General features: G+C 58.9%; 6 protein-coding genes. 4 read left to right on the top strand and 2 right to left on the bottom strand.

The features are described 5' to 3' along the window. Positions 1 to 62 precede the first annotated feature (62 nt). Both AB4Y89_RS02160 and AB4Y89_RS02155 read left to right on the top strand, forming a co-directional pair. Entirely contained in the window at positions 63 to 3,512 is a 3,450-nt protein-coding gene (locus tag AB4Y89_RS02160; protein ID WP_442299270.1) for a carboxypeptidase regulatory-like domain-containing protein, read from the top strand. Between the two features lie 79 nt (positions 3,513 to 3,591). Continuing rightward, the gene (locus AB4Y89_RS02155; protein WP_442299269.1) at positions 3,592 to 7,230 is read left to right on the top strand and encodes an alpha-mannosidase; all 3,639 of its coding nucleotides are present in this window, start codon (positions 3,592 to 3,594) and stop codon (positions 7,228 to 7,230) included. A 42-nt stretch (positions 7,231 to 7,272) separates the two neighbouring features. On the opposite strand, the gene AB4Y89_RS02150 is transcribed toward AB4Y89_RS02155, so the two are convergent. Beyond that, positions 7,273 to 8,202 (bottom strand): LysR family transcriptional regulator, encoded by a 930-nt coding sequence (locus AB4Y89_RS02150; protein ID WP_442299268.1) that lies wholly within the window; start codon positions 8,200 to 8,202, stop codon positions 7,273 to 7,275. Between the two features lie 48 nt (positions 8,203 to 8,250). Here AB4Y89_RS02150 and AB4Y89_RS02145 point away from each other — a divergent pair, with 48 nt between their 5' ends. Next, entirely contained in the window at positions 8,251 to 9,186 is a 936-nt protein-coding gene (locus tag AB4Y89_RS02145; protein ID WP_442299267.1) for a DMT family transporter, read from the top strand. Between the two features lie 111 nt (positions 9,187 to 9,297). On the opposite strand, the gene bcsA is transcribed toward AB4Y89_RS02145, so the two are convergent. After that, on the bottom strand, positions 9,298 to 13,836 hold the full coding sequence (gene bcsA / locus AB4Y89_RS02140; RefSeq protein ID WP_442299266.1) for a UDP-forming cellulose synthase catalytic subunit: 4,539 nt from the start codon (positions 13,834 to 13,836) through the stop codon (positions 9,298 to 9,300). Positions 13,837 to 14,127: 291 nt separating this feature from the next. On the opposite strand from bcsA, the gene AB4Y89_RS02135 reads away from it, so the two are divergent. Beyond that, entirely contained in the window at positions 14,128 to 15,216 is a 1,089-nt protein-coding gene (locus AB4Y89_RS02135) for an efflux RND transporter periplasmic adaptor subunit (RefSeq protein ID WP_442299265.1), read from the top strand.

Raw genomic sequence — 15,216 nt, 5'->3', positions numbered from 1 at the left:
CTGTGATAGCGCAATCATAATTTTACGTAAACGATGTCGTTGTACTTTTTCGAGGAGGCTGGATGAAACGCCATAAAATCCCTATACGGATATTTCTATCCGTTCTGGTGTATCTGTTTTTAACGGGGTATTCACTCGTTGCGCAGGATACGTCGTCACTGTCAGGAACCATTACCGATCCTTCCGGAGCGCTTGTTTCGAAGGCGAATATCACCCTTCAGAACAACGCTACCCGCGCTGAGATCCATGYGGTCTCAAACGACGAAGGCAACTTCACCATCACCAACGTCACACCTGGGGCGTACACCCTGCGCGTTGAGGCCTCGGGCTTTGCGAGCGTAACGCTCAGCGGTATCCAGGTCGATCCCAACATTGGACGCCGCGTCGACGTAACCATGAAGGTGGGTGACAGCACCACCTCCGTCACCGTCGAAGCAAACGTCAATACGGTGCAGACCGAGAGCGCCTCGGTCGGCCAGCTGATCACCCAGGAGCAGGTCAAGAACATCCAGCTCAACGGACGCAATCCGCTTTACCTGGCCCAGATGGAGCCCGGTGTCGTCCGCAACAACTCGATGGCGGCCCTTGGCTTCGGTCTCGATAATCCGCTCAACATCAACGGAGCCCGTTCGCAGGAGAGCATGCAGACCTTCGACGGTGCACCGATGGTGCGTACCCGTTCGAACGGCACCAGCACTGGCGTGGCGGACGTCGACTCCACCTCGCAGGTCCAGGTCCTCAGCTCAAACTACCCGGCCGAGTACGGCCGCACCTCAGGCGGCCTGATCCGCCTGGTTCCCAAGAGCGGCACGGCCAACTTCCACGGCAGTGTCTTTGAGTACTTCCGCAACAACTATCTCAATGCCAACACCTGGCAGCGCAATAGTGCCGGGTTGAAGCGCGGCGCGTTCCGCTACAACCAGTACGGTTGGAACCTGAATGGCCCGGTCTTTATTCCCGGCCACTTCAACACCGGCCGTAACAGGCTCTTCTTCCTGTTAGGGCAGGAGTGGGTGAAGTACAACCACGATGACACATCCAGCGCCACACTGAAGGTGCCGACAGTGCGTATGCGCACGGGTGACTTCGGTGAACTGCTTGGCTCGAACATCTTTTACAGCACCCCGGTGCAGATCGTGAATCCCACCACGGGTGTTGCCTACGCCAACAACGTCATCCCGACCGCACAGCTGAGCCCGAACGGCATTGGCCTGCTGAACGCCTATCCGACACCCAACCTCGTCGGAAATGCCTCCAGCAACTGGACCGATACGGCCCTCTACGCCGAGAAGCAGCGTAAGGACACAATCATCATCGACCTGGTCCCCAGTGACGCGCATCGCCTGCGCTTCAGCCTGCTGAACTACAACTACGACGACTACGAGCCGCACTTCGGCAACTTCAACACCAATCCTCGTATCTTCCATCGCCCGAACCAGATCGCGGTTCTGCATCACACCTGGACTGTCAGCTCCACGATGGTGAACGATGCCTTCGTCTCCGGCGCAGCGGACCACGTCGACATCAACATCGACACGTCCTCGGGCCGTTATGACCGTACCAAGTACGGCATTAACTATCCCTACCTCTTCGGCGCTGCCAACAAGGTTGTTCCCAACAAGATCCCAACCATTCAGCTTGGCAGTTTCGGCACGCTCGACGGCGGTCCATATCCGTCGCGCTCCGGCGGTATGGTCTACGACGTGGGCGATACGTTCACGTGGGTTAAGGGCAACCACACGCTCAAGTTCGGCGGAGTATGGGAGTATGCCGGCGAGAACAACTACGACCAGATCAGCGTCGACAACACGCGCCCTGGCACCACGAACAACCAGAACGGCCTCTTCGTCTTTACGGATAACCGCGGTGGCGGCTCCACTTCCAAGGCGGCAGTTGCCAATACCGCGCTCGGCCTCTTCGACACGTACGGCGAAATCGGCCAGCGTTCCTATACTCCGTTCCGCGGCAACATGTTCGAGATGTTTGCCCAGGACCAGTGGCGCATGACCTCGAAGTTCGTTCTCGAGTATGGCGTCCGCTACAGCATCATGAAGCCCTACCATTCGTTGTGGGGTAACCAGGCGTTCTTCAGCCCGAAGGACTACAACCCGTCACTGGCTCCCGCCGTCAACACGACCACGGGCTTCCTGACCGGTGGAGATCAGTACAACGGCGTCGTGATCCCGGGATCCGGCTTCCCCGGCGCAGCCAAGGGACATGTTCCTGACAGCATCCTCAACGGTAACTACCAGCGACTCTTCCGCGGCTACGATTCGAACTACTCGCCGACGGTCTATACCAACATCCAGCCTCGCGTAGGTTTTGCCTACCAGGTTGAGCCGGGTACGGTAATCCGCGGCGGCGCCGGCCGCTACATGCAGCGTCTCGGTATCAGCGACACGGTGCACGTGGGCGGCAATGCTCCGTTCCAGCCGGCTTCTACGGTAAGCCAGGGAAGCGTTGATAATCCCGGCGGCGCCGCCGGAAGCGTCACTCCGCTGGCCTTCACCTCACACGCTTACACCTATCCAAGCCCAGAGGCCTGGGCATGGAACCTGACGGTGGAACACGAGTTCACCAACATAGCCACGTTCACCCTGAGCTATGTCGGCCGTCGCGGCTACCACCTGGAACAGTTGGCAAATATCAACTCGCTCCAGCCCGGTACGATTCAGGCTAACCCGACCGTCAAGGCTCCGGATGCGCTTCGTCCGTACAAGGGCTTCTCGACCATCATCGAGGCCCAGAATAACGGTGGGTCTATCTATCACGGCATGCAGGCCAATGTGAAGCGCCGCCTCACCAGGGGCTTCCTTTTCGGTGTGGCCTATACCTGGTCCAAGAGCCTGGATTACGGCTCTTCGAACGGTACAAACATTCCCAACGCCTTTAGCAACGCTAACCTCTATGGTCCGAGCGACTTCGACACCAAACACGTGATGGTTGCCAACTACGTCTGGGATATCCCTTACGGAACCCATGCAAGCAACCCGTTCGTTCGCACGGTGGTTGGCGACTGGCAGTTCTCCGGAACCATCCAGGCCCAGTCTGGACGTCCGCAGAGTGTTACGCGCAACCTCGATCAGGCTGGTGTTGGACCGGGTTCCGGCAACCAGTACTACAACCGCACCCGCCAGTCTGCTCTGCCGCACTCATTCGGCACCTCAGGACAGTGGTTTGAAGTTGGTACAGGCTGCGGCCCGATCAATTCAACCTGCCTTTATCAACCTGCTGCCGCTGGAACCTTTGCTGCACGTGGCTCCCGTGGCTCCATCTACGGCCCCGGCTTCCAGAGCTATAACGCCGCGCTGCAGAAGGCCTTCCACGTCATCCCCGGTCACGAAAACCATCAACTGGTCTTCAAGGCCGAAGCGTTCAACTTCGTCAACCATCCCAACCTTGATAACCCCGATATGAGCCCGACCAGCAGCACCTTCGGTAAGGTGACCAACAAGGGAACAACCTACGCGTCGGAACGCCAGTTCCAGTTCAGTCTGAGATACGCGTTCTAAACCCCGAGCCCCGCGGCAAACGCCGCGGGGCTTTTCTCTTTCTCCCCTACAACAGATTCAAGGAACGAGGAGCGGTCAGATGCGATCGATGGATTCTTCGCGCCCGGGCTTCAACGTCGGACATCGCAACACTTCCAGGCAGAGACTCATCCGCCGCGTCCTGTGGGTCGGCGCTCTCTCCAGCGCAGCCTTTGCCCAGACGATGAAGGCTCCCGATATCACCAGCCAGCCGACGCTCTATGTCGTTCCTTATGCCCATCTCGATACCCAGTGGCGCTGGGAGTTTCCGCAGACCATCAGCGAATATCTGCTGAAGACCATGCGGGTGAACTTCGACTACATGGATCGCTATCCGCACTACGTCTTCAACTGGACCGGAGCTAATCGCTACCGTCTGATGAAGGAGTACTTCCCTTCCGACTACGAACGGATGCGCACCTATGTTGCCGCCGGCCGCTGGTATCCCGCCGGCTCCTCCGTCGAAGAAGGTGACGTCAATCTTCCCAGCGCAGAAGGTGTCTTCCGCCAGATCCTGTACGGCAATAGCTACTTCCGCAAAGACTTCGGCAAGGCCAGCGAGGAGTACATGCTGCCGGACTGCTTCGGCTTCCCGGCATCGCTGCCGAGCATTCTTGCCCATGCCGGCATTAAGGGCTTCTCGACCCAGAAGCTGAATGCCGAATGGCAGCCGGCACCAAAGATCGGCGGCCCGAACTCGCCGGAGCAGACGCCGGAAGGCATCCCGTTCAACGTCGGCATGTGGTACGGCCCTGATGGAAAGGGTGTGATCGCAGCCCTCAATCCCGGTGGCTACGGTAGCAATACTTACACCGACCTGAGCAAGGAACCGACGGAGGCTGTCGCCAACGCCCCGCAACTTACCAGTGAAGAGCGTGCCCGCCTTTCACCGCAGCAGCTTGCCGCACTTCCCCCGCCTCGCCGCAATGTAGAGCCGAACTGGGTGAAGCGCGTCGATCTTGATGGAAAGGTGACAGGCCTGTTCGCCGACTATCACTACGTCGGCACGGGAGATGTGGGCGGCGCGACTCAGGAGTCCACCGTCAAACTTCTGGAAGCGATCGTAACGAAGAGCAAGACCGTTCTGCCGACTCCACCGCGAGGCGCATTTGCCATGGGGGAGACACCCAAAGCAGCCGAAAGCGGAGCGGAAGTACAGGTGGGCGAGGGCCCGGTTCACGTCGTCATTGCGACCGCCGACCAGCTTTTCAAAGATATACCTCCGTCCATGACCTCAAAGCTGCCGACGGTGAAGGGCGACCTTGAGCTCATCAATCACTCCGCCGGTTCGCTGACCTCGCAGGCCTATCACAAGCGCTGGGTGCTGAAGAATGAGCTTCTGGCCGACGCCGCGGAGAAGTCATCGCTCGCGGCAGCATGGATGGGAGGCGCCGCCTATCCGCAACAGCGTTTGAACGATGCCTGGATGCTGGCGTTGGGAGGCCACTTCCATGACACCGCCGCTGGAACCGCCACACCGAAGTCGTATGAGTATGCGTGGAATGACGATGCCATTGTCGCCAATCAGTTCAACGGCGTTCTCACCAGCGCTAGCCAGGCGATTGCCTCCGGACTGGACACCGAAGGCGCGGGCATCCCGGTTGTGCTCTTCAATCCGCTGAATGTTGAGCGGGAAGATGTGGTCGAAGCCGATCTCCACTTTGCCGGAGCGACCCCGAAGAGCGTCACAGTGACCGATGCCCAAGGCAAAGAAGTGCCGGCTCAGATCGCCGAGGGGAAGGTTCTCTTCCTCGCAACGGTCCCATCTGTGGGGTACGCCGTTTATCACGTGCAGGCGGCACAAAAGGCGGCACCTTCAACCGGCCTCAAGGTAACGAACTCTTCCATCGAGAATGCTCGTTATCTCGTGAAGCTCAACGGAGATGGCGATGTCTCCAGCATCTACGACAAACAGACGAAGAAGGAACTTCTCTCCGCTCCTGTACGTCTTGCCATCTCCAATGACAAGCCAAGGCAGTGGCCGGCATGGAATATGGACTTCGATCAGGAGCAGGCGGCGCCTCGCTCCTTTGTCGCAGGCAAACCCACGATCCGCATCAAGGAGAATGGCCCTGTCCGCGTGGCTCTGGAAGTAACCCGCGAAGCCGAGGGTTCGAAGTTCGTGCAGACCATCAGCCTGTCCGCCGGAAACGCCGGCAACCGTGTGGTGTGGGCGAACAGTATCGATTGGAAGACAAGCTCGGCCAACCTGAAAGTCGCCTTCCCATTGAGCGCCTCGAACGAGAATGCCACCTACAACTGGGATCTCGGAACGGTTCAAAGACCCAATGCCAACGAGCGGCAGTTCGAGGTTGCCTCACACAAGTGGATCGATCTGCAGGACAAGAGCGGAAGCTTCGGAGCAACGCTCCTGACCGACTTCAAGAATGCGTCGGACAAGCCGAATGACAACACCATCCGGCTGACACTTCTGCGCTCTCCGGGACTGCAGCCTTCGGCCAACGGACGGCCGATTCCCTACTCCGATCAGGCCAACCAGGACTGGGGACATCACGAGTTTGCCTTCGGCCTTTCTGGGCACGACGGCGACTGGCATAGTGCGCAGACAGACTGGCAGGCCTATCGCATGAACGCTCCCGTCATCGCGTTCCAGACAGGCAAGCATCAGGGAACGCTTGGGAAATCTTTCTCCCTCGTCCACCTGAACAACTCGCGCATCCGCGTGCTTGCGTTGAAGAAAGCCGAAGACAGCGATGAAACTATCCTTCGCATGGTCGAGCTTGACGGCAAACCGGCGCAGGATGTCCAGGTATCCTTCGCAGGCCCGATTGCTTCCGCCCGCGAAGTCAACGCGCAGGAGCAATCCCTGGGTAATGCAGTCGTCGAACAGGGCGTCCTCAAGACATCGTTCACGGCCTATCAGCCAAGAACATTTGCCATTCGGCTTGCCAATGCTACGGCGAAGCTGAATGCGGTTCAATCCCAGGCCGTGCCGCTACAGTATGACCTTGCCACGGGCAGCAACGACGATACCGCAACCAATGGTGGTGGCTTCGACGGCAAAGGCAACGCAATCCCCGCCGAGATGCTTCCCGACAAGATCGACTATCACGGCGTTGTCTTCGACCTTGCATCCGCGAAGACGGGCAATGCAAATGCGGTGGTAGCAAAAGGCCAGACCATCAAGCTTCCTGAAGGACACTTCAACCGTGTCTATGTCCTTGCCGCATCTGCTGATGGTGATCAGACAGGTGTCTTCAAGGTCGGCACTCATACTGCGACGCTCAAAATCCAGGACTGGACTGGCTATATCGGTCAGTGGGATACGCGCCTTTGGAAGGAACAGCCCGGTCGCGACTGGGCCATCTCAGCCAATCATGCGGCTTGGCCGCCCGCAGACCTGCAACAGCGCGAGGCGCGTCCTCCGGCGCCTCGTTATCCGGACGACTATATCGGCTTGAAACCCGGCTTCCTGAAGACGGCCGGCCTCGCCTGGTACGCCTCGCACATTCATACGCCGCAGGGACTCAACCAGCCCTATCAGTATTCCTATCTCTTTGCCTATCCGATCGACCTCGCGGAAGGCGCGAAGACCATCACCCTGCCGAACAACGATAAGATTCGCATCCTCGCCATCTCGACAGCGCAGGAGAGCGAAAAGCTCACTGTCGCGACATCATTGCTCGAGGCGCCGAAACCTGCAGCAGAACCTCCCGCTGCGGCAACAACGTCGAAATAGTCTCTACTCTCCATGCGGAACGGTGAAGCTGCAAACACAGCTCTACCGTTCCGATAACATCTCCAGGGCCATGGACCAGAATGCCTGCATCACCGGCGAAAACCACTTGTCCCGATGGCGAACGACCTGGGTATAGACCGAGAGCCTCTTCTCCGGCCATGGCAACGCAACCAGGTTTCCCTTCTCCAGCTCTTCCGCCACAACGACCTCCGGCAGCACCGCGACACCCATGCGCGCGAGCGCGCACTGTTTCAGCGCCTCGACGCTTGCGAACTCCAGGCATTTACTGACACGGCCGCCGCACTGCGCCAGCGTGCGCTCGAATAATGCGCGATAGCTGCAACTGCGCTCCGTGAGCAGAATCTGGTGTTCGGCAATCTCCGCTGCCGTAACCTTCTTCTGGCCGGCAAGCGCATGCTCCTTGGCAACGAGGGCCAGCATCGGCTCCCGGCGGACACACTTCACCAGGAGCTGCGGCACCTCGATCGGCTCATCGATGGTGATGGCGATGTCGATGCCTGGCTCCAGTGGGCTGACCGAAGCGCACTGCGTACTGGTGTGCAGCGTAAGCTGTACGCCAGGGTAAGTGCACTGGAAACTCCGCAGCAGATCCGGCAGACGGTAGGTCAACAGGCTCTCCGACGCCGTAATCACCAGCGGGCCCACCACCTGACCGCTCTTCTGCACAGAGGTACGCGCTTCTTCAGCGAGCACCAGCAAACGGGTCGCATAGGCGAGGAACTGTGTGCCTGCCGCCGTCAGCTCCACCTGCCGGCCAAGCCTGTTGAACAACGGCAATCCAAGTTCGCTTTCAAGCGCATGCACCTGCGCGGTCACACTGGACTGCGCATAATTTAACTGACTGGCAGCGCGGGTAAAGCTCTTTTCGCGCGCAACTTCCGCGAAGGTCCGTACCTGCTTGAGGTCGAGCACAGCTTCACTCCCATCAGGAATTTCGATGCAAGTAATCATATCAATTCGCTGGACGCGATCCATGCCAACCTGCGAAAGTTAAGCTCCATGAAGCCACGGCACATCGCGCAGATCATCCTACTCTCGGCGGTATGGGGCATCTCGTTCCTCATGATCCGGATTGCGGCCACCACCTTCCCGCCCGTCTGGGTCGGAATGCTGCGTTCCGGCTCAGGCGCAGCCTTGCTGCTTGTCCTGCTGAAACTCAGGGGAAACCGGCTTCCTCCGCGAAAGATGCTGCCCTGGCTGCTCGCCGTGGCGCTCTTCAATAACGCCATTCCGTTCAGCTTCTTCGCCTGGGGAGAGCAGACGGTGCCCAGCAATACCGCTGCCGTACTGAATGCAACTCTCCCGATCTGGACCATGCTCTTAGGCATGGCCGTGCACCGCACGAAGATGGGACTGGCAACGATACTCGGTGTGTTGATCGGCTTCGGCGGCGTGGCCCTGGTGGTTTACAGCCGCACCTCCGATCCGGCGCCTGGGCAGGGCAGCCTTACTCTCGGAATCACCGTGATTGTGCTGGCGACGCTCGGCTACGCGACCGCTACTCTTATCGCGAAGGCGAAGCTACAGGGACTCGATCCCATCGGCCTGGCGACAGCACAGCTCTCGCTGGCAGCATCGATGCTGGCTCCCGTAGCTGCTCTCACCCGCCATCCCGCCCACATCACACTACCGCCCGTCCTTGCCATCCTGGTTCTTGGCTTTGCCGGGAGCGGCGTGGCCTACTTCCTGTACTTCAACCTGCTGGCACACATTCCCGCGACCCACGTGGTCGCGGTGACCTACCTTTTGCCGATCTGGGGCATCTTCTGGGGGCTTGTGGCGCATGAACAGGTTGCGCCTCTGGCCTATGTAGGAGTACTGGTCGTGATCGCCGGCCTGATTCTGATGAACAGCAACATGCGCAGGCCTTCCCCAAAAATCGAGCCTAGACCAGAACCCAGACCAGCCGTAGACTGCGAAGCGGTGAAGAGTTAGAGCATTTTCCCTGTTGCTGGGCATCCCGGAAGAGGCGTGCAGCGGCGTTTTCATTGCGGAAAACGCCCATAGATCGGGAAGCCCTACATGACATCTACAGGGAAAATGCTCTTAACTGTTCACCGCTTCATAGCCAACCGCAAGGCGAGCCTGAGCTCGCTCTGCCAGATACTTACGGATCCAGACACCCAGCGTCAGGCTGAAGACCACCATGGCGATCACCAGCGTGATGAAGTACTGCGCCATCCAGATACGCATCAACCGGTACGGTGACTGATTCCCCACATAGTAGACACGGTCGTTCATGCCATACGAATGGAACTTTCCATTACGCAGAAGGCTGACCGAGCTGCCGATATCGCTCGACTGAGAGCGATCTACAAAGACATCTTCGAAGAGTTTGGCCGCACCGTCGTCACGCAAGGCGATGAGGACAAGGGAACGCCCTGGCGACGCTGGTGATTCGATTCCTTCGATCATGGCATCGATGCGGCCTCCGTCATTAGAAGGAAGTTCGCGCGTGACGAAGCGCCCCGCAATCCGCTGCCACAGATCCTTCAACCGAGCCAGCGATCCTTGTCCCTGCTTCACCTGGATGGCATCTCCAGCGAAGGTTACCGGCAGTGACGTGTCCAGCGAAGTGAAGACCGGCTGGCTCTGTACGCTGCCCAGGATCACGTAGTCCCGGTCTTTTCCGAGGACAGCATCAGGGCCGGCGACCTCAACTCGTAACACCGGATATCCAGTCTGAGAGCCGCTGTGACTCATCAGATGCAGATACAGAGAGATCTCGTTCGCGGTGGGATTCGCCGGCATAATCACCGTCGTCTCCGAAAGATCGGCTCGGCGCGTGAACGGGAACGCAGCATTGGCAAAGAGTTCCAGGTCAGGCAGACCCGCATAGTGCGGCAGGTTCCGGATATCCAGTGCCGAGTTGCTCAGAATCTCTCCCTCGGTAGCCGCGCCCACCTTGGTCGGAATGAAATCAAAACTGAACTGCAGCGTATTACCGAAGGGACGCATTGCAGCCACGGGCACGACGATCTGCCGCTGACGATCGACCGTCCCAGTTCCCACTGCAAGCGGAGCCTCATTGACCAGCGTTCCGTTCACATAGGTCCGCAGCGCCGAACCGGGCAGGATGGTAGTCGCGTTATAGCGGTAGCTGACCAGCATGCGAAGGTTCTGCACTTCCCCATAAAAGAGATCCGGCGGCACATGGAAATAGATCGGCACCGGGTGGGATCCATCCGTCTTAAGCAGGTCTTTGCTGGAGTAGTCGGCCAGACTTACCAGGCGATTCGTCGGCATCCAGCGGGGAGCATCGTCAATGTCACGCTGTGAAGGTGGCGAAGCATCGCTGATACGCAGCGTGTCTCCCTCCGGCTGCGACGGCTCCGTCATCCTGGCTGTGGGAGCGCCTTTTCTCTGCGCCAGGCCACGCGCCGCGGCCAACAGTTGATCCTCATCATTTCCAGCGACGATCAGCACGGTTCCGTTGGCATCGTAAGGATTTCTCCGCACCGCGATGTAGGGCCCCGGCTCCGGTTGCGCGGGTCTCATGCTCTCCGGAAGCCTTGCCGCGCTGTCGGCAAAGACAACGACGTTTCCTTCAGTGAGCTGTTCCAGAGATGCCGTGTATCGAATGGGCTTCGGACCTACCTGCGTGCCAAACCACGACGCAACCACACCGGCAGCCTGCAATGTCTTTAGACCAGGCTGCGAGAGAAAGACAAACGGTATCGTGGTGATCGTTTGCAGGTCCCGATCGAGAAAAGGCATCGGTAACAGACCGATATCGTTGCGGAACGGAAGGCTGTCGCCTGTGATCTCGACCGTCGAGGTGGCGCCGATCCAGCCCTGAGCCTGCGCCTTCGCCTGGGCCTCTGTCTGAAAGATGCCGTTGCTGGTGAACTCGAACGTCAGACCATTGTTGCGGATGAGTGTATCGGTCGGAAGATCGATCTCGGCATAGGCAAAACCGCCGGTGTTCACAACCGGAATCTCGCCGACGTTGCTGTTATTGAGAGAGACCCTCAACATCCCTGGGTGAGGTGCGACACCCGGAGCCAGCTTATAGCTGACCTTCAGTACGGCATGCCGGGAAACAAAGGTATACGGTAACGAAAACCCCACGGGGTAGTAGCTATGCGGTCCCCGGAGCTCGATGCCGCTATCCATTCCCATGTCTTTCAGCGTGATCCGGATCGGCTTTGCGGTACCGGCAGTCGGTGCTGTCTCGGGCGCGCTCTGAGCGACCGCCGGCGTCTGGGCCTCCGGTGCTGGTGAAGGAGCTACGGGACTTGTCGAAGGAGCAGGCCTCGATGGTTGAACCGCGGTCTGCTTCACCGGCTCCGCCTTAGGAGCCGGAGCTGCCGGCACTGGTTGACGCTTAGGAGCTGCAGCTTTCTTCACCGGTGCCGGCGCTGGAGCCGGCCCATTTCCAACGGCCGGTGGGCGGAAGGTCTGCGGAGGCAACTGAACCTGCGGCGGCGCAAATTGCTGCGGCGTTGTTTGGGCATACCCCATTCCGCCAAGCAGCAGAAGAGCGAAGAGGATGATGCTCTTCGATGCGAATAGACCACGCGTCACCTGGTACAGCCCGGTGAGTGACAGCCTGGCCACTCTCGCGAAGCTGACCAGCGGGCGATCGACTTCGACTTCGCGTTCGATGCTCACCCATGAATCAGCACGGGAGTACAGCACGCGCGCCAGGGTCTCCTGCTCAACCACGGTCGGGTGATAGAACGCAATGCGGATCTCACCTGCGAGAATCGCCAGTACTTTGGCCTTTACCGTGCGCGACTTCGTCTGCATGGGGAAAGACATCTCAATGATGTCTCCCTTCTGAAGGCGCACATCTTCATCCAACACGATCGAGGCTCCGCCGACCGAGATGTCAAAGGTCGATCCGGAGATCTCGCGCCCATCGGCCAGGTGCGCTCGTATGCCAATCCGTGCTTCGATACGAACCGCCTTACGGCGCTGTTTCTGCTCGTGCGCGCATGCCGCGGCAACTCCCAGGATGATGATGTTGAAAACGATCCATGCGGTATTGCTCAACACCGTACCCGGGTGCCCTGGATCGGTCACAAAGTAGCGATAGGGGGCTAGTGCCAGACCGAAGAGGTTGAAAAGCAGCAGCCATGTTGTCGGCGCGGCGATAGACCGGTCAAATCGCGTCTCCATCAGAGTGCTGCCCTTATCGGTCACATTGAACTTGCCGAGCTTGGGGTTCAGCAGTGCCAACGTGGTTGGCATCAGGATGTAAGGCGCCAGCACCGTCTCGTAGATCTCATTCCAGAAGGAGTGCCGGTGTGTCCCCTGCACGCGCGAGTTGGTTATGCTGGAGATGATGAGGTGCGGCAGGGCGTACGCAAGAATAGCTACCCAGTAGCCGGGAATGATCGTCCGGCTGAAGAGCATATAGATCAGTGGGGCACACAGAAATACCAGGCGCGGAACCGCATACAAAAAGTGCGCCATGGCATTGAAGTAGCACAGCCGCTGGGTCATCTTCATCCCGCGCGCCAGCAGCGGGTTATCAGTACGCAGGATCTGGATCATGCCACGTGCCCAGCGGATTCGCTGTCCCACGTGCGCAGCCAGGGTCTCGGTGGCCAATCCGGCAGCCATCGCAATGTTGAGGTACGCCGTGTTGTATCCCAGCTTCTGAAGTCGAAGCGATGTGTGGGCGTCCTCGGTCACCGTCTCCGTCGCGATGCCACCTACCTCATCCAGGGCGCTACGCCGGATGACGGCACACGACCCGCAGAAAAATGTCGCATTCCATAGGTCGTTGCCGTCCTGAATAATGCCGTAGAACAGCTCGCCCTCATTCGGAATGCTATGGTATTGGCGCAGATTGCGCTCGAACGGATCCGCCGAGTAGAAGTGATGCGGCGTCTGCAGCATGGCCAGCTTCTCGTCCTTGAGGAACCAGCCGACCGTCATCTGGAGGAAGCTGCGGGTGGGCACGTGGTCGCAGTCGAAGATGGAGACCAGCGGCGAGTCCATCGTCTCGAGTGCCGTATTGATGTTGCCGGCCTTGGCGTGCGTATGCTTTTCCCGGATCTTGTACCCGATTCCCGCCTCTTCGCAGAACAGCCGGTACTCGTCCCGAACACCGTCATCGAGAACGTAAACATGCAGCTTTTCCGGCGGATAGTCGATGTTCAAGGCCGCCAGGGCGGTATAGCGGACTAGGGAGAGCGGCTCATTGTAGGTAGGAATCAGCAGGTCGACGTGCGGCCACAACTCTTCATCTGCCGGCAGGGGCACAGGACGCCGTTGGAGCGGCCATACCGTCTGTATATAGCCCAGCACCATGATCAGGATGGTGTAAATCTCTGCGGACAGCAGGATCAGCATCAACACCGAATCGATCTTGTATGGGTTATTGGCCTCGTCCGAGAAATAGTCGATCAATTGCCCGATGCGCCACCAGCCATACCGGCTGGTAATGACGACCGAAAGCAGCATCAGGCTGATGGTGACCACCTTGGAGGTGGAGATACGGTTTATGACAATGGCCGTAACCACCAGTACGGCGCCAAGAATGGCCTGCTTTTGCCAGCTCAGGTACAGGCTGATGAACTGGAACGCCAAAAACAGGGCCACAAGGACGATCAGCCAGCGGACTACTCGCATCGAATGCCGTCACTCCAGGGAAGTCTGAATGGCCCATTTTGTCCTATATAGGCCACCCCATCCCGCTTTACTTTCCGGGGTATTTCATTCATCACGATACCACTCTCCGGCAAGGCTCTGATTCCTACGGCTCCCCCTTTGGACAGAAGAAGATAGGGGCTAGGATGGAGAACGCTTCTAGATCGAAACAATCGCCCGCACTTTCTTCTTTTCTTCGTGCATCCGCGACGCAAACTGCACATCCAATTGGATGTTCCAGAGATTTCAGGTTCGTTTCAGAGGAAGCCCTGTATGCGCATCCCCCTAGCAGTAGCAGCAACACTCGTCTCCATTGCCACCATCACCACGACAGGGTGCCGCCAGAGCGCTCCGGCGCAGCAGCAGCCCCAGCAGATGCAGGCCATGCCGGTCCAGGTGGCCGCGGTATCGCTGAACCCTGTCCCCAATGGCGATACCTATGTGTCCACAATCAAGAGCCGGCGCTCCGCCACGCTGCAGCCGCAGGTAGACGGCAACCTGACCCGCATTCTGGTGAAGAGCGGCGATCACGTGCGTGCCGGCCAGTTGATGATGACCATCGATCCGCTGAAGCAGCAGGCCACGGTCGCTTCCACCGCAGGAACAGAGAACCAGAAGAAGGCCGTTCTGCAGTACAACAAGGCAGAGCTGGACCGGCAGAAGGGCCTTTTCGAGGCCGGTGTCGTCTCCAAGCAGGCCTATGAGATCGCCCTGCAGAACTTCCAGAACGCCGAAGGCGACTACAAGGCCTCTCAGGAGAGCACTTCGGCCCAACGCCAGCAGTTGGCGTACTACCAGATCCGGGCTCCGTTCGATGGCATCGTGGGTGACATCCCTGTTCACCAGGGCGACTATGTCTCGGCAACGACACTGCTCACCACAGTCGATGAGAACTCACAGCTCGAGGCCTACATCTATATCCCGACGGAACGCGGCGCACAGGTGCGCAATGGCCTGCCGGTTGAGATTCTGGATGACACAGGCAAGCCGCTCGTGAAGTCGAACATCTACTTCCTCTCTCCCCAGGTGGAGAACGGGATGCAGAGCGTTCTGGCCAAGGCACCGGTTCCCAGCTCGGCCCCGGTACGCAATCTCCAGATCGTCAAGGCCCGTGTGACCTGGGATGTCACCCCCAAGCCTACCGTTCCAGTGCTGGCAATCACCCGCATCAACGGTCAGCCATTTGTGACGATCGCCGCGCCCCAAGGCAACGGCTATATCGCACATCAGGTCGCGGTCAAAGTGGGCGACCCCATTGGCAACACCTATCCCGTGCTCGAAGGACTTAAACCGGGTGACAAGGTCATCACCTCCGGCCTGCAGTTCCTGGCCGAAGGCATGCCGGTTAAACCGCTCAGCTAA

Origin of the sequence: Terriglobus sp. 2YAB30_2 (assembly GCF_052114765.1) — a bacterium.
GTDB lineage: Bacteria > Acidobacteriota > Terriglobia > Terriglobales > Acidobacteriaceae > Terriglobus.
Note: the sequence above shows the minus strand (reverse complement) of the source record. Positions and strands in the feature narration are given on the sequence as shown.